14 protein-coding genes are annotated in these 24,585 nt (G+C 51.5%); 9 read left to right on the top strand and 5 right to left on the bottom strand.

The window, feature by feature from the left end; all coding sequences use genetic code 11:
• Positions 1-126: 126 nt before the first annotated feature.
• The 4 genes from FYJ73_RS09445 to FYJ73_RS09430 all read right to left on the bottom strand — a co-directional run bounded on the left by FYJ73_RS09445 (position 127) and on the right by FYJ73_RS09430 (position 4,057).
• A complete protein-coding gene (locus FYJ73_RS09445) occupies positions 127-762 on the bottom strand; it encodes a DUF4923 family protein (RefSeq protein ID WP_235899308.1) in 636 nt (211 codons plus the stop codon).
• Between the two features lie 102 nt (positions 763-864).
• Positions 865-1,485 carry a DNA alkylation repair protein gene (locus tag FYJ73_RS09440; protein WP_154534475.1) on the bottom strand — a complete coding sequence of 207 codons (621 nt, stop codon included), beginning with the start codon at positions 1,483-1,485 and terminating at the stop codon, positions 865-867.
• A 19-nt stretch (positions 1,486-1,504) separates the two neighbouring features.
• Entirely contained in the window at positions 1,505-3,457 is a 1,953-nt protein-coding gene (locus FYJ73_RS09435; RefSeq protein WP_154534474.1) for a dipeptidyl-peptidase 3 family protein, read from the bottom strand.
• Between the two features lie 111 nt (positions 3,458-3,568).
• Positions 3,569-4,057 carry a helix-turn-helix domain-containing protein gene (locus tag FYJ73_RS09430; RefSeq protein ID WP_154534473.1) on the bottom strand — a complete coding sequence of 163 codons (489 nt, stop codon included), beginning with the start codon at positions 4,055-4,057 and terminating at the stop codon, positions 3,569-3,571.
• 418 nt (positions 4,058-4,475) lie between these two features.
• On the opposite strand from FYJ73_RS09430, the gene uxuA reads away from it, so the two are divergent.
• The 5 genes from uxuA to FYJ73_RS09405 all read left to right on the top strand — a co-directional run bounded on the left by uxuA (position 4,476) and on the right by FYJ73_RS09405 (position 11,970).
• The gene (gene uxuA / locus FYJ73_RS09425) at positions 4,476-5,759 is read left to right on the top strand and encodes a mannonate dehydratase (protein WP_154534472.1); all 1,284 of its coding nucleotides are present in this window, start codon (positions 4,476-4,478) and stop codon (positions 5,757-5,759) included.
• Between the two features lie 3 nt (positions 5,760-5,762).
• A complete protein-coding gene (locus tag FYJ73_RS09420; RefSeq protein ID WP_154534471.1) occupies positions 5,763-6,575 on the top strand; it encodes an SDR family oxidoreductase in 813 nt (270 codons plus the stop codon).
• Between the two features lie 554 nt (positions 6,576-7,129).
• Complete coding sequence (locus FYJ73_RS09415) at positions 7,130-8,029, top strand: ATPase (RefSeq protein WP_154534470.1); 900 nt, start codon at positions 7,130-7,132, stop codon at positions 8,027-8,029.
• A 42-nt stretch (positions 8,030-8,071) separates the two neighbouring features.
• Complete coding sequence (gene axeA1 / locus FYJ73_RS09410) at positions 8,072-9,493, top strand: acetylxylan esterase AxeA1 (protein WP_154534469.1); 1,422 nt, start codon at positions 8,072-8,074, stop codon at positions 9,491-9,493.
• A gap of 1,127 nt (positions 9,494-10,620) precedes the next feature.
• Positions 10,621-11,970 carry an NAD(P)/FAD-dependent oxidoreductase gene (locus FYJ73_RS09405; RefSeq protein ID WP_154534468.1) on the top strand — a complete coding sequence of 450 codons (1,350 nt, stop codon included), beginning with the start codon at positions 10,621-10,623 and terminating at the stop codon, positions 11,968-11,970.
• Positions 11,971-12,136: 166 nt separating this feature from the next.
• Here the strand turns inward: FYJ73_RS09405 and FYJ73_RS09400 are convergent, their stop codons facing one another.
• Entirely contained in the window at positions 12,137-16,267 is a 4,131-nt protein-coding gene (locus FYJ73_RS09400; protein ID WP_154534467.1) for a hybrid sensor histidine kinase/response regulator transcription factor, read from the bottom strand.
• 273 nt (positions 16,268-16,540) lie between these two features.
• Here FYJ73_RS09400 and FYJ73_RS09395 point away from each other — a divergent pair, with 273 nt between their 5' ends.
• The 4 genes from FYJ73_RS09395 to FYJ73_RS09380 all read left to right on the top strand — a co-directional run bounded on the left by FYJ73_RS09395 (position 16,541) and on the right by FYJ73_RS09380 (position 24,584).
• Positions 16,541-18,004 carry a hypothetical protein gene (locus FYJ73_RS09395; protein ID WP_235899307.1) on the top strand — a complete coding sequence of 488 codons (1,464 nt, stop codon included), beginning with the start codon at positions 16,541-16,543 and terminating at the stop codon, positions 18,002-18,004.
• A 37-nt stretch (positions 18,005-18,041) separates the two neighbouring features.
• Complete coding sequence (locus FYJ73_RS09390) at positions 18,042-21,065, top strand: SusC/RagA family TonB-linked outer membrane protein (protein ID WP_154534466.1); 3,024 nt, start codon at positions 18,042-18,044, stop codon at positions 21,063-21,065.
• An 18-nt stretch (positions 21,066-21,083) separates the two neighbouring features.
• Positions 21,084-22,676 (top strand): RagB/SusD family nutrient uptake outer membrane protein, encoded by a 1,593-nt coding sequence (locus FYJ73_RS09385; protein ID WP_154534465.1) that lies wholly within the window; start codon positions 21,084-21,086, stop codon positions 22,674-22,676.
• 159 nt (positions 22,677-22,835) lie between these two features.
• Complete coding sequence (locus FYJ73_RS09380; protein ID WP_154534464.1) at positions 22,836-24,584, top strand: glycoside hydrolase family 30 protein; 1,749 nt, start codon at positions 22,836-22,838, stop codon at positions 24,582-24,584.
• The last annotated feature ends 1 nt before the right edge of the window (position 24,585 follow it).

Here is a 24,585-nt window from a genome sequence, read left to right as displayed (position 1 = left end):
AAGAAAAGCCAAAGGCCTGGACATGCTTAGGTGACAGGCAAAAGATCATAGCGGCAAGACGAAAAATGGTGGACGAGGTGACCATGGGCCACGTCTTCCACCATCATCTGTCGTTATCAATCTCAATTACTTGGCCATGTCAAATCCCAGTCTGACACCGTTGTAGTTCTTGCTGATCTCGCCGATAGAGCTCAGCGTAGTATTGCCGCTCATAGCAGACATGGTCTGAATAAGTGTCAAGAGTTTTTTTGACTCAAAGAGAATGGCCACTCCCTGACTGTTGCGTGTAGCGTAACCGTTGAGCGAGAGCAGCAGTCCAGTCAGTTTCAAGGCATTGGTCGACTCATCGTAGGTGTAGTTGCCACTGAACTTCTTGCCATCGACGTATGCCGTAAAGGTGTTGTCCTTGTTAAAGGTGATCTGTGTGTTCTTCGCAGTGAAGCCCACTTTGCTGTAGTCTTCTTTGAGTTTAGACTTGATCTGCGAGGCAACTACCTCACCGCCAGCCTTTGCCAATGCACTGTTGGACGTGAAGGCACAACCCGGACCATTGTATTTCCATGTGCCATAGAGCTGCGATTTGGTCAACTTATTGGAACCGATGACGCTGCTGATCACGTCACCAATGGTGTTGGCATTGTTCAATACGCCAATGACACCGTTGAGCACATCAGTGCCCGTATTGGACGATGCGCTACCTGCGCCCACAGTGCCACAACTTGTAGTCAGCAGACATGCAGCGCCGGCTACGAGTAAACTCATTTTTTTCATCTCTCTGATCTTAATGTTGTTGTTAATTTATGTGTATAAAGTAATGATCCTTGCCTACAATCTTTGCTGACGGGAATCGTAAGCGAATGTTTTTTATATGTCGATACCAATCTTTTTCAGTGCATTGTGAGCCATGCGCTCATAGACTACCCCCAGGTCGGCAAAGCGCAACACAGCGTTGAGGGCAGCGTGGCGGACGCCGAGTGAGGGTGCCTGCAAAGCCGTTGCTGCCTGATCGAGGAACTCGTTGATACCGCGCTCGTTGGGTTCCTGACCATTCATAAACAGTCGGCCGAGAATGTCGTAGCCACAGATCTGGTAGACATCTTCGGGGCGTGCGATCCACTGATAGGCGATCACCGGGGCGTAGCTCACATGTTGATAGACATTGAGAGCCTGCATCTCTGCCATCTCCTGCGTGTGGGTTTGCTCCATCCATATCTCCGCCACCTCCTGCGGCATCTGCTGTGCCGGCATGACAAGTGTCGCCAAGATCTTACATTCCCGGATGTCTTCCTTCCACAAGGCGATGGCAAGATCATAATCCTTGCCGAGTTCCTTTGCCATCTGTTTGAGCTGGATGACGGGGACACCCCAGTTGAGCCGATAGTCAAGACCTTTCTCGCGCATCGACTGCGAAGCCGGGCCGTTCATTACCAGACGAAAGCTGCGCTTGAGTTCCTTTATCTTCTGTTGTACTTCTTCTGTTGTCATTGTGTTGTCATTTGTGCGGTTATAGCGTAGCATACTCCTTGGAGTAGCGCAACATCTGCTCTTCATAGCTCTCGGAGTAGTCGAGACGGATGTCCGTGATCTCACCATGGTCATCGGTCACGGCGATCATCTTGGGATTGAGGAAGCCCTTATAGGGCGCGATGTTGAGTTGGCGGTAACGTTCCAGCACTTCCTTGTGCAGATCAGCGTCTACTTTGATGCCATATTCCTCCACGAGCTGTCGGGCAGTCTCATAGTCTCCCTCACTCTTCACGCGCTGGATCTCGGCCAAGAGCTCGGCGAAGAGCTGACGCAGCCGCTGATAGTCGTTGATACGCACATAGGTCTTGCCGTCGCGCTTCACCATTTCCACGGTGCCATTGCCGTGGGCATAGCACCATCGTGCGATGAGCGCACGGTTGCGCATGTGCGCTTCCTCAATGACATGTCCGGGCTTGATGCGCACCAGCTGCGTCATCAGACCGTTCATCATATAGTGATAGTACTGACTCTTGTAAGCCTCCTTGTCGGGCGTGAGCCCGAGTTCCACGAGCTTGTCATCGGCTAGATAATAGAGTCCGAAGAGGTCGGCACGCGCCTCCTCTATCGTGCTGCCATAGGCTTTCAGCGCGTCGGGCGACGTGCCGGGCAGGAGCTGACCGCTGCCGTGGCCCAAGCACTCATGCAGATCGGTATGGAGATCATCACAGAGATCGCCATATTTGCGGATCAACGCGCGTGTCTCCTCATCGATGACAAACTCCTCATTCATCCCCGAACCTTTGGCAGCTTGGTTGTAAGCCTCCGTGAGATTGCCGATTGTCACGCTCTTTGAGCCATATCTCGCACGTATCCAGTCGGCATTGGGCAGGTTGATGCCAATCGCCGAAGACGGATATTCATCACCGCCGAGCATGGCGGCGCAGATCACTTTCGCCGAGACACCCTTGACCTTAGCCTTTCGGAAACGTGGGTCCACGGGCGAATGGTCCTCAAACCACTGAGCGTTGCTTGCTATCTTGCGTGTTCTTTCTGTGGCCACATTATCTTTGTATTCCACGATACCCTCCCACGATCCTTTCAGTCCGAGCGGGTCACCATACACCTCGATAAATCCATTGATAAAGTCAACATCACCTTCGTTTTCACGTAGCCACTCGATGGAATACTTGTCAAACAGCTTGAGATCGCCCGTGCGATAGTAGTCTGTCAGCAGGGCAATGACGCGCCGCTGCTGTTCGTTTTCTGCCACCTCACGTGCTTTGTCCAACCAACATACGATCTTGCGGATGGCCTCGCCATAGAGTCCGTCCGCCGTATAGCGCTCTTCTACAAGTTTTCCTCCTTTCTTGACCAGTTTGGAATTCAGTCCGAACGAAGGTTGCTCGTTGCCACCGGCCTGCCGGCGCAGTTGCTCGTAGTATTTCTCAGCCTCCTGCTGCGTCACGCCTTCGTAATAGTTGCAGGCTGATGTCTTCACGAGATCCTCGCCGTCGGCCTGGTTGACACGCTTGGGCAGCACATTAGGATCAAAGATGACGGGGCAGAGCACGTCCATCATCTCCTGCTTGGAACGGTAGTTGCCGGGCAGAGATTCAAAGGGAGTGTCGTCGACGGCCTTGCGCAGCCATGATTCTGAAAAGTCAGGCTGGAACTTCTCGCAGCCATAGTGATGATAGATGCCGTTGGAGAACCACACCCGCTTCAGGTATACGGTCATCGCCAGGAAGTCCTTGCTCTCGCGATCACCGGGAAAATGCAGGTACACGTTCTCCAGCAACTTACGTATCGGCAAGTTGTATTTGCCAAACTGGTCGGTGGTGATATCCCTGCCGGTCAATGTGGCTTTAGCCAGATAATAGATATATTTTTTTTGTTGAAGAGACAGCTGCTCGAAACCATTCAAGCAGTATCTCAGCATCTGCAGGTCAGCGAAGCGCTCACCGGCGAAAGCGAATGTGTTGTTTTCCATCACTATGGCAATATAAAACGATCCCGACAGGTGAACCAATCAAGAATGATCCACCTGTGGTTATGATAGTATGTTGTTATCCAGACGATGATTCCTCCTTGTCATGAACGGCTACACCGTTTTAGCTTTGTTCTTTGATCCGGGCTTGCGTCCACGCTTTTTGGGCCGGTCGAGCAGTGAGGGATGAGAAGCCAGGTGCTTGATCTTATACTCACGCGGTGTGATGCCATTGACTTTAAAGAACGAGGCATAGAACGACTGGCGGTTGGAGAAGCCAACCATGTCAGAGATTTCCTCCATATTCAGGTCCTGATAGCGACGGTCAACCAGAAGCGACATGGCTTCCTGGATGCGGTACTGATTGACATAGGAGGTGTAGTTCATGTGAAAACGCACGTTCACGACAGCAGAGATGTAGCGCGTATTGGTTCCCAGATCCTCAGCGAGCTGCTTAGCGGAGTAGTTTTTGTCCTTATACTTTTTCTGGATGATGATGATATTGTTGATTTTTTCCTCCAGTTCATCCATGAGTTTCGGACTGACAAGTGAGCGATAGGCAGCTTCCTTTTCTTTCTTTTCTGTGATATTGTACTTAGTCATGATAATGTTGATGTAATGGTAAATGCTTTCTTACTTTGCAAAATTAATAAAATCATTTTAATATGCAAACTTTCTCGCTTCTTTTTTCAAGTGTAGTGTACGATTTTTGTTATTTTTAAAAAATAGATCTGCTTTCAAAGCAGAATATCTTTATTATCAATGGATAATATAGCAGGAGGAGATAACAATTATCAACTCCAACTTTATTTTTGAGAACATTCTTCTTTCAACAAATATGATAACGACACACCAAAGAATAGCTTTGAGGAATTGATAAATATTCCGTTACTTCTTTTGGTGAATGAACTATTTTATATATCTTTGCAAGCACACAAGGTCATCACATGCGCGAGGCTCTCTTGCCGCATCGATAATGATGGATCAAAAAGCAATATCATTAACTAAAAACTAATCAAAAATGGAAAGAACATGGAGATGGTTTGGCCGTAAAGACCCCATTACGCTCGACATGCTCCGGCAGATTGGCGTCGAGGGCATTGTCACGGCTCTGCACGATGTGCCCCTCGGACAAGTATGGACACAGCAGCAAATCCACGACCTGAAGACTTACATTGAGTCTCACGGCATGAGATGGAGCGTAGTAGAGTCGCTTCCTGTCACTGAGACAATTAAATATGGTGGTCCTGACCGCGACGAGCAGATCAGCATCTATTGCGAGAGTCTGCGCCACTTGGCGGCTGAGGGCATCCACACCATCTGCTATAACTTCATGCCCGTACTTGACTGGGCACGCACCGATCTGCTCCATCTCAATCCCAACGGATCGAGCAATCTCTATTTCAGCATTCCCGAATTTGCGTATTTCGACATCGATCTCTTGAAGCGTGAGGGAGCTGAAGAGGACTGGAGAAACTTCAAGGCACTCGGCCCCGACGGCAAGCCCAACGGCAGAGACATATTAAAAGAGGTGGCGGAACTGCGCAAACAGATGACGCCGGAGAAAGATCATGCCCTTGTGGAGAACATCGTCATCAAGACACAAGGCTTTGTCTCGGGCAACTTCAAGGAAGGCGACGAGCATCCGCTCGGTCTCTTCCGCGAGTTGCTCAAGAAATATGAGGGCATCGGACGCGAGCAGCTGCGCGCCAACATGAAGTATTTCCTCGACGCGATCATGCCGGTCTGCGACGAGTGCGACATGTATATGTGTGTACATCCCGACGATCCTCCATTCCAAATCCTCGGTCTGCCACGTATCATCACGTGCGCCGACGACATTCAATGGCTGCTCTCTACGATCCCCGACAAGCACAACGGACTGACCTTCTGCGCGGGATCACTTTCCGCAGGAGCCCAAAACAACCTCACGGAGATGGCTCATCGCTTTGCCAGCCGCACGAGTTTCGTGCATCTGCGCAGCTGCCACGTCTTCCCCAACGGCGACTTCACTGAGGCCAGTCACTTAGGCGGTCGCGCTGATCTCGTAGCCCTGACAAAGATCTTCGAGCAGGAAGAGCAACAGCGCAAAGCTGGAAAGGCTCTGCTCTCCTCGCCCAACGCACAGGTGCTGCCCATGCGTGTGGATCACGGCATGACCATGCTCGGCGACGAGAAACGGGGATACAACGCCGGATACAGTTTCCTCGGCCGCATGTTTGCCATGGGACAGGTCCAAGGCATCATTGCCACCGTGGACAAGGAGTTAGGCATCAAATACGAACAACCAGGATTTTTTGATTAAACCATGAACGAACTATTCAACATTAAAGACTATGTCGTCGTCATCACCGGCGGCACAGGCGTCCTCGGACGCTGCATTGGCAAGTACCTCGCTGAGCAAGGAGCCAAAATCGCTATTCTCGGACGTAAGGAAGAGGTGGGCAACGAGATCGTGAAAGAAATCACCGATAAAGGCGGCGTCGCCAAATTCTATAAGACCGACGTGATGAATGTCGAACTGGTAAAACAGAACTGTGAGGACATCCTCAAGGACTTCGGACGCGTCGACACCCTGCTCAACGCCGCAGGAGGCAACATGAAAGGCGCCACCATCGCGCCCGACCAAAACTTCTTCGACCTCGATCCCGAGCAGTTCCAAAAGGTGCTCAACCTCAACCTCACGGGTACGGTGATTCCTACTCAAGTGTTTCTCAAGCCGATGGTCAAGCAGGGCAAGGGTTCGATCATCAACTTCAGCAGCATGGCGGCTTTCCGTCCGATGACACGTGTGTGCGGCTATGCTGCTGCCAAGGCCGGCATCTCCAACTTCACCGCTTACATGGCCACCGAGACCGCAAAGAAGTTTGGCGAGGGCATCCGCGTCAACGCGATCGCCCCAGGATTCTTCATCACCGAGCAAAACCGCGCACTGCTCACCAATCCCGACGGCAGCTATACCCAGCGCGGCAACGACGTGATCCGTCAGACGCCCTTCGGCCGTATGGGTAAACCAGAAGAGCTCTGCGGCACGATCCACTATCTGATGAGCGACGCCGCCTCGTTTGTCACCGGCACCGTAGCTGTCGTGGACGGAGGCTTCAACGTCTTCGCCATGTAGACAAGTACCTTTTAGACGGCTCTGCAAGCCACACGATCCTCTGTCCCACCCCCTAAAAGCCCAACAGCAAGGGAAACGGACAGGATCGTGTGGCTTGTTTTGTTGGTCTGCTGCCATCGTTCAAAAATCAAAGAACTTCTTATTTTTATAAACGAACAGCCGATTTTGACCCATTAAACAAGCTCAATCGACTCACTATTTAACATTTGGAAAAGTTTTCTTAAAAAATATAGATGAAAAGTTTGCTGTTATAAAAATAATGCTTATCTTTGCAGCGTTATCCTGAAAACAATCTTTTTACCTTGAAGGAACTAATACCTATTGAAGATTAAGAGCGGTTGCCTGAGAAGGTCATCGCTTTTTTTATGCCCTTTTCAAACGTCCACGCGACTCTGCGAGGTGTTCCGCCCACCCCATCTCTCCTTTTTATCTTCATCCCTTCTCCACGTCTGAAAAAGGAAGAGACGCTGGAATAATATATTGAAAGTACTTTGCCGTTGCAAAAATAATCTGTATCTTTGCATTAGTAAGAACTAATAATACAACCATTTGATATGACTTACACTTTGCTCGCAGACAGCGGTTCTACAAAAACAGATTGGGCGCTTATCACCGACGGAACCGTTGCCGCACGTATCCGCACGAAAGGAATGAATCCTTTCCAAATGAGCGAGGACGAAATTGCCAACGAAGTGGAGACCGCTCTCCTACCCCAGTTGCAATCAGCCTGTGGCATCGGCACGGCTTCCTCAAAGCAAGACGATGCCTGCACGCTCAGCAACCTCCACTTCTATGGTGCCGGCTGCACGCCGGAAAAGATTCCCGTGGTGGAGCGTGCCCTGCGCCGTCATCTCCATGTCACCGGTGTCTGCGAAGTGGCCAGCGACATGCTCGGCGCGGCAAGGGCACTCTGCGGTGACCAGCCCGGCATCGCCTGCATCTTAGGTACGGGCAGCAACTCCTGCGCCTACGACGGCAAGAAGATCGTAAAGAACGTGCCAGCGCTCGGATTCATCCTCGGTGACGAGGGCAGCGGCGCTGTCTTGGGTAAGACGCTCGTCGCCGACATCCTGAAAAACCAGCTGCCACAGACGATCATCCAACGCTTCAACGACAAATACCACCTCACGGCCGCCGACATCATCGACCGCGTCTACCGCCAGCCAAAGCCCAACACATTTCTGGCTTCCTTCGTCCCCTTCTTGCAGGAAAACCTCTCTGAGCCTGCCATCTACTCGCTTGTCAAGGAAGGCTTCCGCCGTTTCCTCTGTCGCAACGTCAAGCAATACGATGGTTGGAACCAGTTGCCCATCGGCTTCAACGGCAGCATCGCACTCATCTATCGCCAGCCGCTCGAAGAGGTGATGAGGGAGGAAGGTATGAAGGTCGGCAAGATCATCCAGGCCCCCATCGACGGACTCATTGAGCAGGAAGCCGCCAAATGGAAACCATAACGCTAAGCAGAGTATCAAATACTTAATTACTAAACTCACACCATGAAAAAACATATCTCTCAGCGCATCGCGGCACTGCTGTTCACCGCGGTCGCTGTGATGACGGCAGCCGCTCAGTCTGCCCGCCATTTCGAACTCCGTAACAGCCAAGACGGGCTCTCCACGCTGACCGTCTATCTTCCAGAGCATCCTACGGGGCGTGCTGTCCTCGACTGTCCGGGCGGCGGCTACGCCCATCTCTCTTTGCAGAACGAGGGACACGACTGGGCTCCGTACTTCAACAACCAAGGCATTGCCTTTGCCGTGCTGAAATACCGTATGCCTCATGGCGACCGCAACATCCCACTTTCCGACGCTTATCAGGCCATGAAAACGCTGCGCGACTCGGCCGACACCTGGCGGATCAACCCCTACGACATCGGTATCATGGGATTTTCTGCCGGCGGACATCTTGCCGCCTCAGTGAGCACACATGCTCCCTGGGCTGTGCGGCCCAACTTCAGCATCTTGTTCTACCCTGTCATCACCATGGGGAGCGGCACACACCAAGGTTCACGCGACAACTTCCTCGGCCATGACAAAGACAGCAAACCACTTGTAGGGCTGTGGAGCAACGAGACGCAGGTGCGCGCTCACCTCACGCCACCGGCCATCATCCTGCTGGCCAACGACGACGAGGTGGTACCGCCCGTACAGAACGGCGTGGCTTACTACAGCAGCATGAGGGCTTGCGGCAACAACTGTTCGCTGTTGATCTATCCTCATGGTGGCCATGGCTTCGGCATCCGCACTTCTTTCCCTTCCCATCCACAGATGATGGACGACCTCACTGCTTGGTTGAAAGCCTTGCCAAGTCCACAGCCCCATGCCATCCGCGTGGCATGTATCGGCAACAGCATCACCGACGGCTTTGGCATCGGCATGAGCGATGAGCAGGGCTATCCCGCACAAATGCAGCGGATGCTCGGCAAGGGCTATCTCGTCAAGAACTTCGGTGTCTCTGCCCGTACGCTGCTCAGTAAAGGTGATCTGCCCTATGTCAGAGAAGAGGCATGGAGGGATGCACTGGCCTTCCGCCCGGATATCGTCATCGTGAAACTCGGTACCAACGACACAAAGCCTCATAACTGGGTACACAACGCCGAGTTCAAGCACGACCTGATGGCGATGACTGACACGCTCAAAGCCCTACCCTCGCATCCGAAGATCTGGCTGTGCTCACCCATCCCTGCCGTCAAACCCTCATGGGACATCAACGACAGCATCATCGTCAACCACATCTCGCCCATCATCAAGCAGGTGGCACGCAAAGAGAAAGTGAAGTTTCTCGATCTCCATTCAGCATTCCGTCCTACCGACGACTCTGACATCAACGTCATCATGCAGCGCGACGGCATCCATCCGACACGAAAAGGTGCCACCCTGTTGGCAAAGATCATCATGGAAGCCATCACCAAGAAGTAGATCCTTTAGGCTTGCCTGTGTGAGGGACGTAGCTATTTGTAGCCGACAAAACAAATAACTATTCAGCTGCCATATCGCCCTTTGGCGATAACAAGTTGTTGATATAACTGGAGATTTTTAGTTATATAGAAGCGAATTTCTTTCGGTGGATGGCATCCACATCGTTTTGGTGGCATTACCCAGTTAACGACGCAGCAGGCGGTGAGACCGTAGGGGCGGGGTTTATCCCCGCCCTAACCCCGCAAAAGATATAAAAGCCATGTGGCACGGTTGATGGAATGATTACCGCCAAGGGGGTTAGGGCGGGGATGAACCCCGCCCCTACGAACCTCCCCGAGCCGACATTGCTGACATTCGCCGTATATTCGTTAGAAGTAGACTTTTACTGCGCTATCTTTTTATTTTCGGCCTTTCGGCCTGTATTCGGTGAATAATTATCAAAATAGTGGGTAAGAACCTTCACTATCTTATAACAACACCCTGATCATGGAAGAAGAGCAACCTTGTTCAGGGTGTTTCCGTTTACAGCGAAGGAAAGAGCTAATGTTCGATAAACTGACATTTTTCGGCCTCTGAGAATCGAAAAATCAAAACCGAGGGCGTCCTTGGCTCTAAATATCGCCATTTTAGAGCATTTTTGCCAATTGTTTGATACACAGTAGATTACGTCCATAACTAACCAAATCATACATTCTAAAGCCCTCAATATTCCGCTTTTTCTTGTTCAAAATACCTTTTTTTGCTTGTCATCTCGGCTTTTTGACCGTATAAAAGTACTGTGATGACGAAAAATTCTCTAGAGAATTTCTCGTCAAAGTACCTTTTTCATCTTGTCAAAGTACCTTTTTCTCGCTCTTTTCAAGCAAAAATGATTTTGTGAAATCAAAAGCCTCATTTCTTCATCTCTAAATTGTGACCTCACCACGACAAACTTTTGTCGGGAAAAATCAAAACGCGTCATTGTTTTAAATCATATAAGTCCACATGCGAGAGCAAAAGAGTAGTGATGAAGTTGCAGGATTGAGAATTTTGCAGTACCTTTGTAACAACAATCAGAAGAGGGCGAGAAATGTCGCCAAAAAGGCTTTAAAGAGAATTCTCAATCCTAACTACATATATATATAATAATGAGTGTCAATATCAACAGAACCGATCAGAAGCGTGTGGTCATCGTCGGTGGTGGCTTAGGAGGCTTGCGGCTTGCCAACCAGTTAAAAGACAGCAACCTGCAAGTGGTGCTCATCGACAAGAACAACTACCATCAGTTTCCCCCACTGATCTATCAGGTGGCTTCTGCCGGACTCGCCCCCAGTTCCATCTCCTTCCCCTTCCGACAGATCTTCCGCAAGCGTAAGAACTTCTATTTCCGCATGGCAGAGGCACGTGCTGTGTTCCCCGACAAGAAGATTTTACAGACATCCATCGGCAAGATCGACTACGACTACCTTGTCTTCGCGGCCGGTGCTACGACCAACTTCTTTGGCAACAAGAACGTGGAAGAGTGGGCCATCCCCATGCGCACACTGTCCGAGGCCATGGGTCTGCGCAACGCGCTGCTCTCAAACTTGGAGCGTGCGCTGACCTGCGCCACGGAAGAAGAGCGTCAGGAACTGCTCAACGTCGTCATCGTGGGCGGTGGTGCTACGGGCGTGGAGATTGCGGGTGCGATCTCGGAGATGAAACGCTACGTCATCCCCTACGACTATCCCGACATGGACGCGTCGCACATGCACATCTATCTGCTTGAAGCCGGTGACCGCCTCTTGGCAGGCATGTCGCAGGAAGCATCAGAGAAGGCACTCAAATATTTAAGGGAAATGGGCGTCGACGTGCAGTTTGGCAAGATGGTAACAGACTATCGCGACTATCACATCATCATCAAGGACGGCACATCGATCGCCACGCGTACCTTCCTCTGGGTGTCCGGCATCCGTGCCCAGCCAATCACGGGCATCGAGGGCGACAAGCTGGGACGTGGCTTCCGCATTCTTGTTGACGGTTGCAACCGCGTGCCAGGCTATGACAACATCTTTGCCATCGGCGACCAGTGCCTGATGACTGCTGACCCCGCCTATCCCAAAGGCCATCCGCAATTGGCACAGGTGGCTATCCAGCAGGCTACCCAGCTTGCCGAAAACCTGAAAAAACTCTCACAAGGCAATGCTGACCTCAAACCCTTCCACTACAACGACCTCGGCTCGATGGCCACTGTCGGCCGCAACAAGGCTGTCGCCGACCTGGGCAAAGTACGCACACAGGGATTCATGGCCTGGATGCTGTGGCTTATCGTGCATCTCCGCTCGATCTTAGGCGTGCGCAACAAACTGATGGTGATGCTCAGCTGGGCATGGCAATACTTCAGCTACAACGTCTCAATCCGTACGATCGTCTATGCCACCAAACCGAAGATGATCCGCGAGCGCATCAAGCGTGAGCAGACTACTCACCTCGGTGAGGATCTCATGCAGGAAGAATAAAGCCGCTCTCCAAATAATGTTTTACCCCCGTACCCCTCTCCTATGGAGAGTAGTACGGGGGTAATCGTTTTGGCAATACCATCATGAGCCGTATACTATTCAAGTATTTTATATCCCGACATAAAGGCAAGGAAGAAGAACACCAGAGCGGTTACGACCGCCAGCCTCATTTCTTTCCCTCTTTCATCTTTTGGATATATTCCGAAGGGATCATGCCGTAGGCTTCTTTGAAGCAGCGGCGGAAATAGGCAGGACTGCTCATGCCCACCATGAAACTGACCTCACTGATCGAGTAGCGTCCCGTGAGCAACAGGTGCTCGGCATATTGCATCTTGTATTTGCGGATATACTCGTTGGTGGAGATGCCCGTGAGCGTCTTCATCTTGCGGTAGAGAGTGCTGACACTGACGTGCAGTTCCTCAGCCAGATAACTCACGTCGACATCTCCCGAGATGCGCTCCTCGATGAGATGGTCGAGCTGTTGGAAGAACTGCCGGTCGATATCCTGCAACGAGGCTTGCAGTTGCTTGCGCTTCAAGCTGAAGTCTGGCTCAGAGTGGGCGATGGTGTCGTTGAGCTGTTGCCGTTGTCGGAGCAGATTGTCGACGCGTGCGCGGAGCAGTCCGGCCGTGAAAGGCTTGGTGAGATACGAGTCTGCCCCGGCGTTGTAGCCCACGGTCTTGTCGGCATCGGTGTCTTTTGCCGTCAACAGAATGACGGGGATGTGGGAGGTGCGTACATCGTTTTTGATTTTCCGGCACAGCTCGTTGCCGTCCATCCTGGGCATCATGATGTCGCTGATGATGATGTCGGGCGTTGTCTCCTGTGCTACCTTCCATCCCTCTTCACCGTCTTTGGCCTGTCTAACGTCAAACAATCCGGTAAATACCGAAGCGATGAACTCTCTGATGTCTTGGTCGTCTTCGACAACAAGGAGGAGAAGCCTCTCTCTAGCTCCCCCCGAGAGGGGGAGAACTGCTTGCCCGGAGCCTTCGGAAGTATGCGGGGTTATTATGGCGGTAGACCCTCCATTTTCTTTTAGCAACGTGTTTGAGGCTAACTTTTCTGAGTCTTCCCCACAGATGACGACTCTAAACACACTTCCTTTTCCCGGTTTACTCTCTACGGTAATCGTGCCGTGGTGCAGGCCGACGAGGTTTTTCACCAGTGCCAGTCCTATGCCCGTACCTGATGCCTGATGCGGTCCTTGCTCTTGATAGAAGCGGTCAAAGATGTGAGGCAAGACTTCCGACGAGATGCCACGACCGGTATCCGATACGGTCAGCACGGCCCTACACTGACCATCGCCATCCTCACTGCTGACCGCAATGGTGATCTGGCCACGATCCGTGTATTTTACCGCGTTGGAGATAAGATTATCCAAGATGATCGTCACCACATCTTTATCGAAGTTCATCATGATTTCGGGCTGCGACGCCATCGTAGTGATAACAACATTAGGGTTGCGGTTCAACTCCTCATATTTCAGACAAACATCGCGTACACAGTCCACCAGATTACCATATTGCGGTTGCAACTTTCTGTTTGCCGTTTCCGTCTTTCTGAATTCCAGCAGCTTGTCGATGAGCGCCTTGAGTCTTTGCGCGCTTTGGAAGACCACAGCCAGCGTGTGTTTAGCGTCTTGCGGTATGTCGGAATGGCGGGCCATGTCGTCGAGTGGGCCAAGGATCAGCGTCAGCGGCGTACGCAGTTCGTGGGCGATGTTGGTGAAGAACTGCAGTCGTTCTTCCGTAATCTTTTGTTGCAACTGGTGTTCTCGCTTCTCCGAGTTGTAGAGATATTCGAGACGGACTTTACGCAGATAGAGCCGTATGGCGGCGATGACAACCGCCAGGACCATAAGCGCATAGAGTGTTTTTGCCCACCAAGAGAGCCAGAACGGAGGTTGCATGGTGAGCTCCATCACTGTTGGTGCCGACCATTGCTGATTGCGCAGACGACAGCGCACAAGTAGCTTGTAGTGTCCGTAAGGCAGATCGTGGAGCGTGACCTTGTTGTCGTCGAGCAGTGCCCACTGGCTGTGCAGTCCCTCCAGCTGGTAGGCATATTCCACTGTATGTGACAAGGCATAGTCTTGAGCACTGAACAGAATGGAGAAGGTGGTGTGATGGTAATCGACCGTGATCTGTTTCTTGCCGATAACGCACACGATGCTGTCCTGCCCGATGCTGTTGGCTGAGGGCAACGACAATCCTGTGATGAAGACTTTCGGTGGCCGTCGTTGTGTCAGCACTTTTTGAGGAAGAAAAGAGACGATGCCATCTGTACTGCCGAAAAACAGCGTACCGTCAGCGCGCGCGCATACACTGCCGCCGTTGAAGTTGCCTTTTGGCAAGTTGTCCCGCCAGGAATAGTTGATAAAAGCTCTGGTATTGTGGCGCAGACAGCTGATTCCCTTATTGGTGCTGACCCATAGGTTGCCGTCAGCGTCCATCATCGAAGCACGAGCGTAACTGCTTTCCATGCCGTCGCGCCTGTCATAGACATGTTGGATCTGCCTCTTTTCCGAAGACATACACACCAGTCCCTGATTGGTGGCAATCCATATATGTCCACGATGGTCGTTCTGTATGTGATAGATATCGCTGGAAGGGAAGCCGTTGGTCTCATTCATCTCGTGCAGGATGCGCATGGAAGGGGAACAGATCAAAAAGCCATTGCCAAAGGTGCCTAGCCACACATAGCCCCTATCATCGACATAGACCGCCCTGAGCAGATAGCTTTTGACGGGCCAGTAAGCCTCGACGCGGCTTGTTGCCTTAGCTGTTCTGTACAGTCCTGACGTGGTTGCGATCCACATCTGCTGTTTATTGTCTTCGAAATAGCAGCGTACATCGGCGTGTGCCGGAAGGCCTTCTATGGCGTGGATGGTGCCATTGGTTTCACGCACCTTTCCACCGTCGGTGTAGGAGCCTGTCCATAGCCGACCTTCATGATCGCGGTAGATCGTCTGTACGCAGCTTCCCATTGTCGCTGGCATGTCCGCGATGCGCTGTCCCCCGCCGTTGAAGACGTTGACGCCACTGCCATCCGTTCCTGCCCAAAGAGAGCCGTCGGAAGCGATAGCCAGGCCGAAGACATTCTTGTTAGTGAGTTGCCCCGTCTGTGGAAAAGGTGAATAGGTAATGTGTGTGAAGGCTGGCAACTCCTGTGTAATCATATCCATGCCGGAACCATAGAGCCCTACCCACACATTGCCAAAGGCGTCGGGACAGAGACTGCGGATGCCGTTGCCGGTAAGTTGTGATGAGGAAGATCCTTCTGTGATAGTCCCGATGATCATCGAGGCAGACAGTGCGTCGGCGTTGGGCATAAGCGAACCGCCTGGGCTATTGTCTGAGATGCGTGAGATGTCGAGGATGACAATACCCTGCAACTCTGTAGCGATCCAAAGGCGGTTGTCGCCGAGCTCACGGATGTCCATAATCTTTCCTTTGAGTTGCGGAACATCTTGAAAGTGCAAAAAGGCTTGGCGAATGGGGTCAAAGAGATCCAGTCCATGATTTGTGCCTATCCAAAGATGCCCCATGCGGTCGCGGAAGAGACAATGAACCTCATTGCCGCTGATGGACGATGGAATGTCATCGCGATGGTTGTAGTTGGTGACACGTCGGCTGTGGGTGTCTATGACCGACAGACCGTTGTAGACATGTCCGACATAGAGGAAACCGTGCCCGCCATCGAGCGCGCACCAGACCTGGTCGCTTGGCAGAGTGGGAAGCGTACGCCGGCAGTAGTGGGTAAACTGTCCGGTATGCGTATTGAAGTGATCAACACCATTCCAATAAGTGCATACCCAAAGTCCGCCGTCACTGGCTCGTGCCAATCCTGTCAGGTCGTTAGACCCAATGCTGTGGTCGTCTTTGGTCTGATGGGTATAGTGCCGGATCGAGTAGTCGGCATAGTTGATGGCATTGAGTCCATTGCGTTGTGTGGCAACCCACATGACCGGACTGTATGTGTCGTCAAGCAAAGCACTCAGCGCATTGCTGCCGAGGGCATCTCCATGGAAGCCGGGAGAGAGGTATTGATAATAGGTATAGAAATGAGAGCCGTCGAAGCGGTTGAGACCTTCCTCGGTAGCGATCCACAGATAGCCCCACTTGTCACGCTCGATGGCAACACAGTAGTTGCTCGACAGACCCATGTCTATACCTAAAGGCTTGACGGCATAGTCTTGAGAGGAGGCAAGAATGGCAGCACTGGCTGGAACCGGCAACAAGGCGAAGCAGGTAAGCAGCAACAACCAAGCGAGATGTTTATTGATCTTTATCATACCATGCAAAGATATGATTTTTTTTGCAATATTATGGTGCTTGCTGACCGAAATATAGCCTTTTGCACGATTTGTAACTACTGAAAGCACGATAATTGTACCCCTCGTTCAGCCTATGTTTACTAACTTTGCAGCAACAATTTATCCGCTCTAATCTTCAATATTCATAGTTCTTTTTCTTTCGTAAGGGATTGCTACAGGATCGCAAAAGGTAATCAACATTAACGCAATAAATACATAACATAAACAATCAACTTACTAAAGCGTACTTATATGAATAAGAACAAAAACTTTTTCCGGCCATTATTGGCGGGTTTGTTCGGATTGCTTGCTACCGTGTCTATGACATCGTGCAGCAGTGACGATGACTATCCTGCTGTTGATGACCAGGCTCCCGTCATCCAGTTGACTACGGATCACATTCAAACCGAACCCGGACGACAGTTCACCATTGAGGGCGTCGCCAAGGACGCTGACGGACTGAAGAGCATCACCCTGGAAAACGAAGGGATGAACCTCGACAAGACCATCGACTTCCTGACTTATTATCCCGACACGTTGCTGCATGAGTACAGTCTGAGCTATCACTACACTGCCGGCTCGGAATGGAAAGACGGAGATCAGTTCCCCGTAAAGGTGACGGTGGAGGACGTGCGAGGACATCAGACAGAGACAACCGTTCTTGTCACTCCTGATGGTGACTTCACGGCTCCGACATTTACACAGGCTCCTTCCAAAGAGCTCACTGTGCTCTTGCAGAATCCTAAGCTCAACCTCACCACGGCTGTTGCCGACAACAAGAACCTGAGCTACATCGTGGTGAGCATCCCTGACCTCAACGTACACGACAGTGTCAGCATCAGCGGCACGACCTATATATATAATAAGGTGTATGAGATGCCACAAAAAGAGGCAACTTACACGATGACTGTAAAGGTAGGAGACAAGTTCAACAACACGGCGACTACGACAAGCACAATCAAAGTGAGTGATCTGCCTGACTTTGACAAGATGTATCTGGCCGATGTCGATGACGCTGCCGACTTAACCAGTGATGTATATGGTGTACCGATGCTCATCGAGCATACGGGTAAATATCAGTATCGTGCTCTCTACTACAACCAGAAGGCTGGTACAGGTGTGCGCTTCATCCCACAGAAGACCGACTTCCAGCCAATTTGCTTCGGCGTGGATCCTACGACAGGACTGCTGACCAGCAACCCCAATGTCGGACAGCCCATCAAGCTGAGCAAGGTAGGTTACTACGAGATCGACTTCAACACGGTCACTGGAGAATACGACGTGAAGAGCTATACTCCGACAACCGCTTCGCTGGGAATTCTCGACGGCTCACAGAAGATCGACTTCAAGGATGGCAGTGGCGCACAGGCTTACGAAATCGTGTTAGCGGGCAGTGGGCTGCCAGGTGCGCCGAGCTGGACAACGAACCCCAACAACAATGCGTTTGTGCTCTATCAGGACAAGAATAATCCTTACCGTCTCTATCGCGAGATGACACTTACCAAAGGCACGAAGATCAGTTTCACGATTAGCGTTGCACATATCTGGGGATGGTGGCCTGAGCCGTACTGGCGCTTCGACGGCAGTGATGAGAACGAGGCTAACAAGCCCAACGGCGGTGACAACATGAAGGAGATGACGGTGCCCGCTGACGGCAAGTATCTCTTCGAGTTTGACTATGCCCTGCTACGGAGCCGCATCATTCCAGTGAAATAACAGAACCTGAACAATAGTATAACCAATCAACAGACAAATGAAAAAATATTTGTTATCCCTTTTCCTGTCCGTCTTCGCCCTGTGCCTGCAGGCGCAGACGATGAAGATCACGGGTACAGTGACCTCTGCCGATGACCATGAACCCCTGATGGGAGCGTATATCAAGGTCGCCGGCACAACCAACGGCACTGTCACCGATATGGATGGACACTATAGTATCAATGCCGACAAGAATGCCACGCTGGAATTTTCCATGATGGGATTCTCGTCACAGAAGATCGCTATAGCCGGACGCACTGCTATCAACGTTGTGATGAAAGACAATGCTTCTGACCTCAACGAGGTGGTGGTCATCGGTTATGGTGTCGCCAAGAAAGGCGATCTGACCAGTTCTATTTCCGCCATCAAAGGTGATGAGCTCAACAAGCTCACGACAGGCAACGTCATGGACGCCTTGCAGGGACAGGTCAATGGTGTGCAGGTGACCAACAGCGGCTCACCGGGATCCACACCGCGAGTCATCATTCGAGGCATCAGCACCATCAACGGTTCTGACCCGCTCTATGTCGTAGATGGTATGCCGGTAGGAAATAACATCAACTTCCTCAACCAAAACGACATCGAGAGTATGCAGGTCCTCAAGGATGCTTCCGCTGAAGCCATCTACGGTACACGAGGCTCCAATGGCGTCATCCTGATCACCACCAAGAAAGGCCGTAAGGGAGCCATGAAGTTTGAGGCTTCCGTCTCTGAGGGCTTCCAGACACTCAGCAAGCCCGACGTTGCCAAGGCTTCGGAATATGAGAAAGTATATAAGATGCGCTACGCCAATGATGGTAGCACCGGTGCTTACAAAGGCATTGAGAACATCACCGACGCTCAGGGTACGGACTGGTGGGACCAGTGTATCCGTGACATCGCGCTGCAACAGAACTACAATATCGGATTCTCCGGTGGCACCGACAAACTGCTCTATTCGGCAAGCATCGGTTACTTCCGTCAGAACTCACAGTACAAGGTAGGCGACTGGCAGAAACTCACGGCTCGCTTCTCTATGGAGTATAACTTCAACAAGATCGTCAAGGCTGGTATCGACTTTACACCGAAATATGAGAACTGGAATGATACGCCCAGCCTGATGGGTGCCATCATGGCCATGGATCCGACAACGCCCGTCATGCGCGACAAGAGCGAGTGGACATCCAACCCCTACAGCAACTACGCACGCTCAAACAACAACCAGGAGTGGAACCCTGTGGCTTCGATGTATCGCCTCGACAAGCATTCCGACGAATATGGCCTGTTGGCTACTCCTTTCATCAGCATCAGCCCCATCAGCGGACTGACCTTCCGCACACAGTTCGGCATCAACGCACGCTTCCGCCTGTCGGACGGCTACACGCCAGACTTCCATATCGATAACCTCGAGCAAAGCGAGAAGAGCAATGCCTCACGCACCATGCAGAACTGGGTGGACTGGAACTGGACCAACACGTTGACTTATATGAAGAGCTTCAACAAACGCCATAACCTCAACGTCATGGCAGGCTACACCATGGAGCGCTTCCAGGACTACTGGCTCAGCGGCAGCCGCGACAACATCCCCTCCAACGTTGAGGAAATGCGCTATGTGAGTGCCGGTACAGAGAACATGCAGGCTTCGGGTACCAACAGCTATAGCTCGCTGATCTCGTATCTCGGTCGTGTGATGTATAACTATGATGAGCGCTACTACCTCACAGCCAGTGTGCGTGTCGATGGTTCCTCCAAGTTCCCCAAGGGCAACAAGTACGCTACTTTCCCGGCTGTCAGTGCAGCCTGGCGTATCTCCGGTGAGTCGTTTATGAAGCATCAGCACGTCTTCGACGACTTGAAGTTAAGACTCGGCTGGGGTAAGGTGGGCAACCAAAACATCGACAACTCGGCTTATATCAGCTCTATCTCTACGACACGCTATACTCTCGGTGCCACTCCTGCCACGATTGTAGGTTCTACGATCGGATCAATTGGTAACACAAACGTGAAATGGGAGACTGTCGAGGACTACAATATCGGACTCGATATGGCTTTCCTTGCCAATCGCCTGCGCGTCACCGCTGACTGGTACACCAAGAAGAGCCACGACATGCTCATGCAGAAAGAGAATCTGCTCATCCTTGGCTACCCGATGTGGAACGGACAGATGTGGGAGAACATCGGAAGCATGAAGGCTACCGGATGGGAACTTGGCATCGACTGGAACGACCATGTGGGTGGATTGCAGTATGGCGTCGGCGTGAACCTCAGCTCTGTTCGCAACAAAGCCATCAACCTCAATGGCAACTATATCTACACAGGCAATCACAATGGCGATTATATCATCCGCAACGAGGAAGGAAAACTGATCAGCCAGTTCTACGGTTATGTCGTTGACGGCATCTTCCAGAACCAGACAGAAGTGACCTCCTACACCGACGAGCACGGAAATGCCATGCAGCCAAACGCTCAGCCTGGTGACTTCCGCTATAAAGATCTCAACCACGACGGCACCATCGACGAGAAGGACAAGACCTATATCGGCAATCCTTTCCCTGACCTGATGCTCGGTCTGAACCTCAACGCTCAGTACAAAGGCTTCGACTTCAGAGCTCAGTTCTATGGCACCTTTGGCAACGACATCTATAACCTCAACCGTGAGCGCTACTTCGGTCAGGACGGTCAGAACGTCTATGCCGGTACGCTTGAAAAGGCTTGGCACGGAGAAGGCACTTCCACAGAGTATCCGCGCCTGACCGTTGCAGATCCGAACTCCAACTACACACGTCCTTCAACCTACTTCGTTGAGAACGGCAGTTACTTCCGCTGCAAGTTGCTGCAACTGGGCTATACGCTGCCTAAGAAGGTCCTTGGCACCTGCACGCTGCGTTTCTCGCTCTCTGCCCAGAACCTCTTCACAATCACAGGCTACAGCGGCATGGATCCGGAAACGGCTGCCATGGGTAGTGCCACACAGGCTGGTATCGACTGGACCGGTTATCCTAACCCACGTACCTTCCTGGTGGGTGTGAACATGAACTTTTAACGATTATCATCAACAACTATGAAACAATATATTTTGGGTCTGACCATGGCGGCTGCACTGACTTTCACTGTGAGCGGCTGCTCCGATTTCCTCGATGAGCCTATCCTTGGTCAGCAGGACATGGAAAACTATTTCTCTACGGAGGACGAATGTGCCAAGCAGGTGACGGGCTGCTATCAGAGCCTGGCCTACGACGACTGGTGGCAGATATACAAGTTCTACGTTGCCGGTGACATGTGCACCGATGATGAATGGATGGGTAACACCACGCAGGATCCGGGCGATTATCTTCACCTGGCTCACTACACGGGCAACACCATCAGTGCGGGCAACAGCTGCCAAAACTTCTGGCAGTATCGCTACAAAGGCATTCTCCAGTGCAATATCGCCATCAACCGCATACCAGGTGTGAAGTTCAACGATGAGTCACTCCAGAAACGCTATATCGCTGAGGCTAAGTTCATACGTGCCTTTGAGTACTTCGATCTGGTAAAGAACTTTGGTGGAGTGCCTTTGGTGCTCGACTTGAAGATGCCGTCAGAGGTGGAAGGCATAGAGCGCGCCAGCAAAGAGGAGACCTATGCACAGATCGAGAAAGATTTGCTCGAGGCTATTCCTGACCTGCCCGTGCGCAGCGCATATAGCAGCAAAGACTTGGGGCGTGTCACTAAAGGGGCTGCCCAAGGACTGCTCGGAAAGGTTTATCTCTATCAGGAGAAATACAAAGAGGCTGAAGCTCAACTCAAAGCCGTCATTGACAGCAAAGAATATCAACTGCTCGACAACTTTGGCGATGTGTGGAGCATGGACCACAACAACAGCAAGGAGAGTCTCTTTGAGGTTCAGACCAACAGCGACATCAGTTATAGTCTTGGCGAACGCATCTCTGTGGTTGTCGGCTCTCGCGACGACTCCGGTTGGTCGTGGGGCTTGCCGACCAGCAATCTGGAGAAAGCATTTGAAGATGCCGGTGACTCTATCCGCCTGAAGTGGACCATCCTGCACGACGGACAGACCAGTGTGCCTAACGATCCTACGTGGACAGAAGACAAGCCCTATGTCATCTCACCGAGCAAGCACAAGAGCGCACGATGCAACATGAAGCTCTATATTCCTGTCGCCAAGCGCCCATCACCTTACGATGCTCCGCATATTCCGCTGAACTATCGTCTGTTGCGCTATGCCGACGTGTTGCTGATGTATGCCGAGGTGGAGAACGCACTGGGCAATGATGCTGAGGCCCGCGCAGCTCTCAACGAGGTGCGTGCCCGTGTCAAGCTCTCTCCTGTGACCGCTTCTAACAAGGAACTGCGCGATGCCATTCGCTTGGAACGCCGTCTGGAGCTGGCCTTGGAGGACAACCGTCTCTACGACCTGCGCCGCTGGAAAGACGACAACGGCAAGCCCGCTATCGACAATATCATGGGACCCAACGGTACGTTTGTACATTACAACCTCTATGAGAGTACTGATAAGTACGAGAAAGAGAACAAGGGTGAGAGCAGCGACAAAGGCATCACGTTTAAAGAGGGACGCGATGAGCTCTTCCCAATTCCTAACTCAGAGATTATCATGTCCAACGGATCCATCAAGCAGAATCCATTATACTAAATTCTAGGTTTCGAAGGTTCTTTAGGTTTTAAAGGTTTTGTTGGTTTTAAAGGTTTTGTCGATCGTAGGGAATCTTTAAACCTTCGGAACCTTTGGAACCTGTGAACCTTTCATTGTTGAATAGATTTCCTCTTCACACTTCTTTTTATATTATCTCGTATGAAACAAATACTTTTCTCCTTCTTAGCATTGTCTACAGTCTTGTCAGCCTCAGCCCAGTCGACTTACACAATAGGATTCAATCCTTCCGAGCACTACCAGACCATCATGGATTTCGGTGCGTCGGACTGCTGGACCGCTGATTTCGTGGGACGGTACTTCGCCACCACAGAAAAGGAAAAAGCTGCGCGCCTGCTCTTCTCGCAAAAGATGGACAGCAACGGCAATCCCGAAGGCATCGGACTCTCGGTGTGGAGAGTGAACTTGGGTGCTGGCAGCAGTGAACAAGGCGACGGATCGAATATCACTGATGTCACACGACGCGCTGACTGCTACATCAAGTCTGACGGCACCTACGACTGGAACCGCTGTGCCGGACAACGGTGGTTCATGGAGCAGGCCAAGAGCTATGGGGTTGATCATTTCCTTCTTTTCGCAAACTCTGCACCTATTTATTATACGGCAAACGGACTGGCCAACAACAAGGACGGGTCGGCGGGAGCCAACCTTAAGGAAGATTGCTATGACGATTTCGCAAACTATATCGCCACCACAGCCCGACACTTCACCGACTTAGGCTATCCTATCACCTATGTCGACCCTGTCAACGAGCCGGCTTTCGACTGGCGCGAAGGTCAGGAGGGCTCGCCTTGGCAGAACGCTGAGATCAGCCGACTCGTAAAGGAATTGGATCAAGCACTTGACAAGCAGCAATTGTCGGGAACTACCATTGTCATGCCGGAAGCAAGCGCATGGGACCGGCTCTATCAGCCTTGCTCTGACTATGGTGGCAGGGCTTCGGATCAGATAGAGGCTTTTTGGAATACGGCAAACAGTGAAACATATATTGGTGGACTGGGCCATGTGGAGAAAGCCGTGGCCGGACACGACTATTGGACCTTTGACAGCGATGCTGCATTAGTGGACACACGAAAGAAGGTGGCACAGAAAGCTGCGCAATACGGATTGAAAGTCATGCAAACCGAGTGGAGTATGCTTGACAAAGAGCCTGGTACAGACACTGGTTTCCCTGGTTCTTACGATGAGGCGAGCGAGATGGATATCGCTTTGTTCATGGGAAAGCTCATCTATGTGGGACTCACCGAAGGCAACATGTCGTCATGGTCGTACTGGACAGCAATGGCACAATCACAATGGAGCCAGAAAAACCGGTTTGAACTGCTTCGGCTCAACGCTTCCGGTGACACTGGCTACGAGAGCTATGGTGACCTCACAAAAGGTGGAACCGTCACGGCCAATCCCAATCTGTGGGTACTCGGCAACTACAGCCGCTTTGTACGCCCCGGCTATCAGCGCATAGCTATGACGGGCACTACGGTCAACGATATCGACGGATTGATGGCTACAGCCTTTGTCTCACCGGACGGCAAGCGCGTTGTGGCTGTCTTTGTCAATAACGGAGACGCAGCAAAGGGTGTCAAATTTAATACTTCCGCCACTGCTATTCATAAATATGTGACGGATGCTACGCATTCGCTGAGCCTTGACGCTACACTGAGTACAACGCCCAATGCCGACACACGTATCCTCATTCCGGCTCGCTCCGTGGTGACCTTCACTCTCGACGGTGACTTTGCTACCGGCATTCAGAGCATAGAAGAAGATGCTAAAAAAGTGAATGCCATCTTTTCCTTGACAGGAATGAAGGTCGCTGACGATGTCTCTCTTCTGCATTCTTTGCCGAAAGGTATCTATGTCGTTGATGGAAAGAAAGTCGTCAATCACTGAA

The sequence above is a fragment of the Hallella mizrahii genome (assembly GCF_009695775.1).
Lineage (GTDB): Bacteria > Bacteroidota > Bacteroidia > Bacteroidales > Bacteroidaceae > Prevotella > Prevotella mizrahii.
This window is presented reverse-complemented; position numbering and strand designations above follow the sequence as displayed.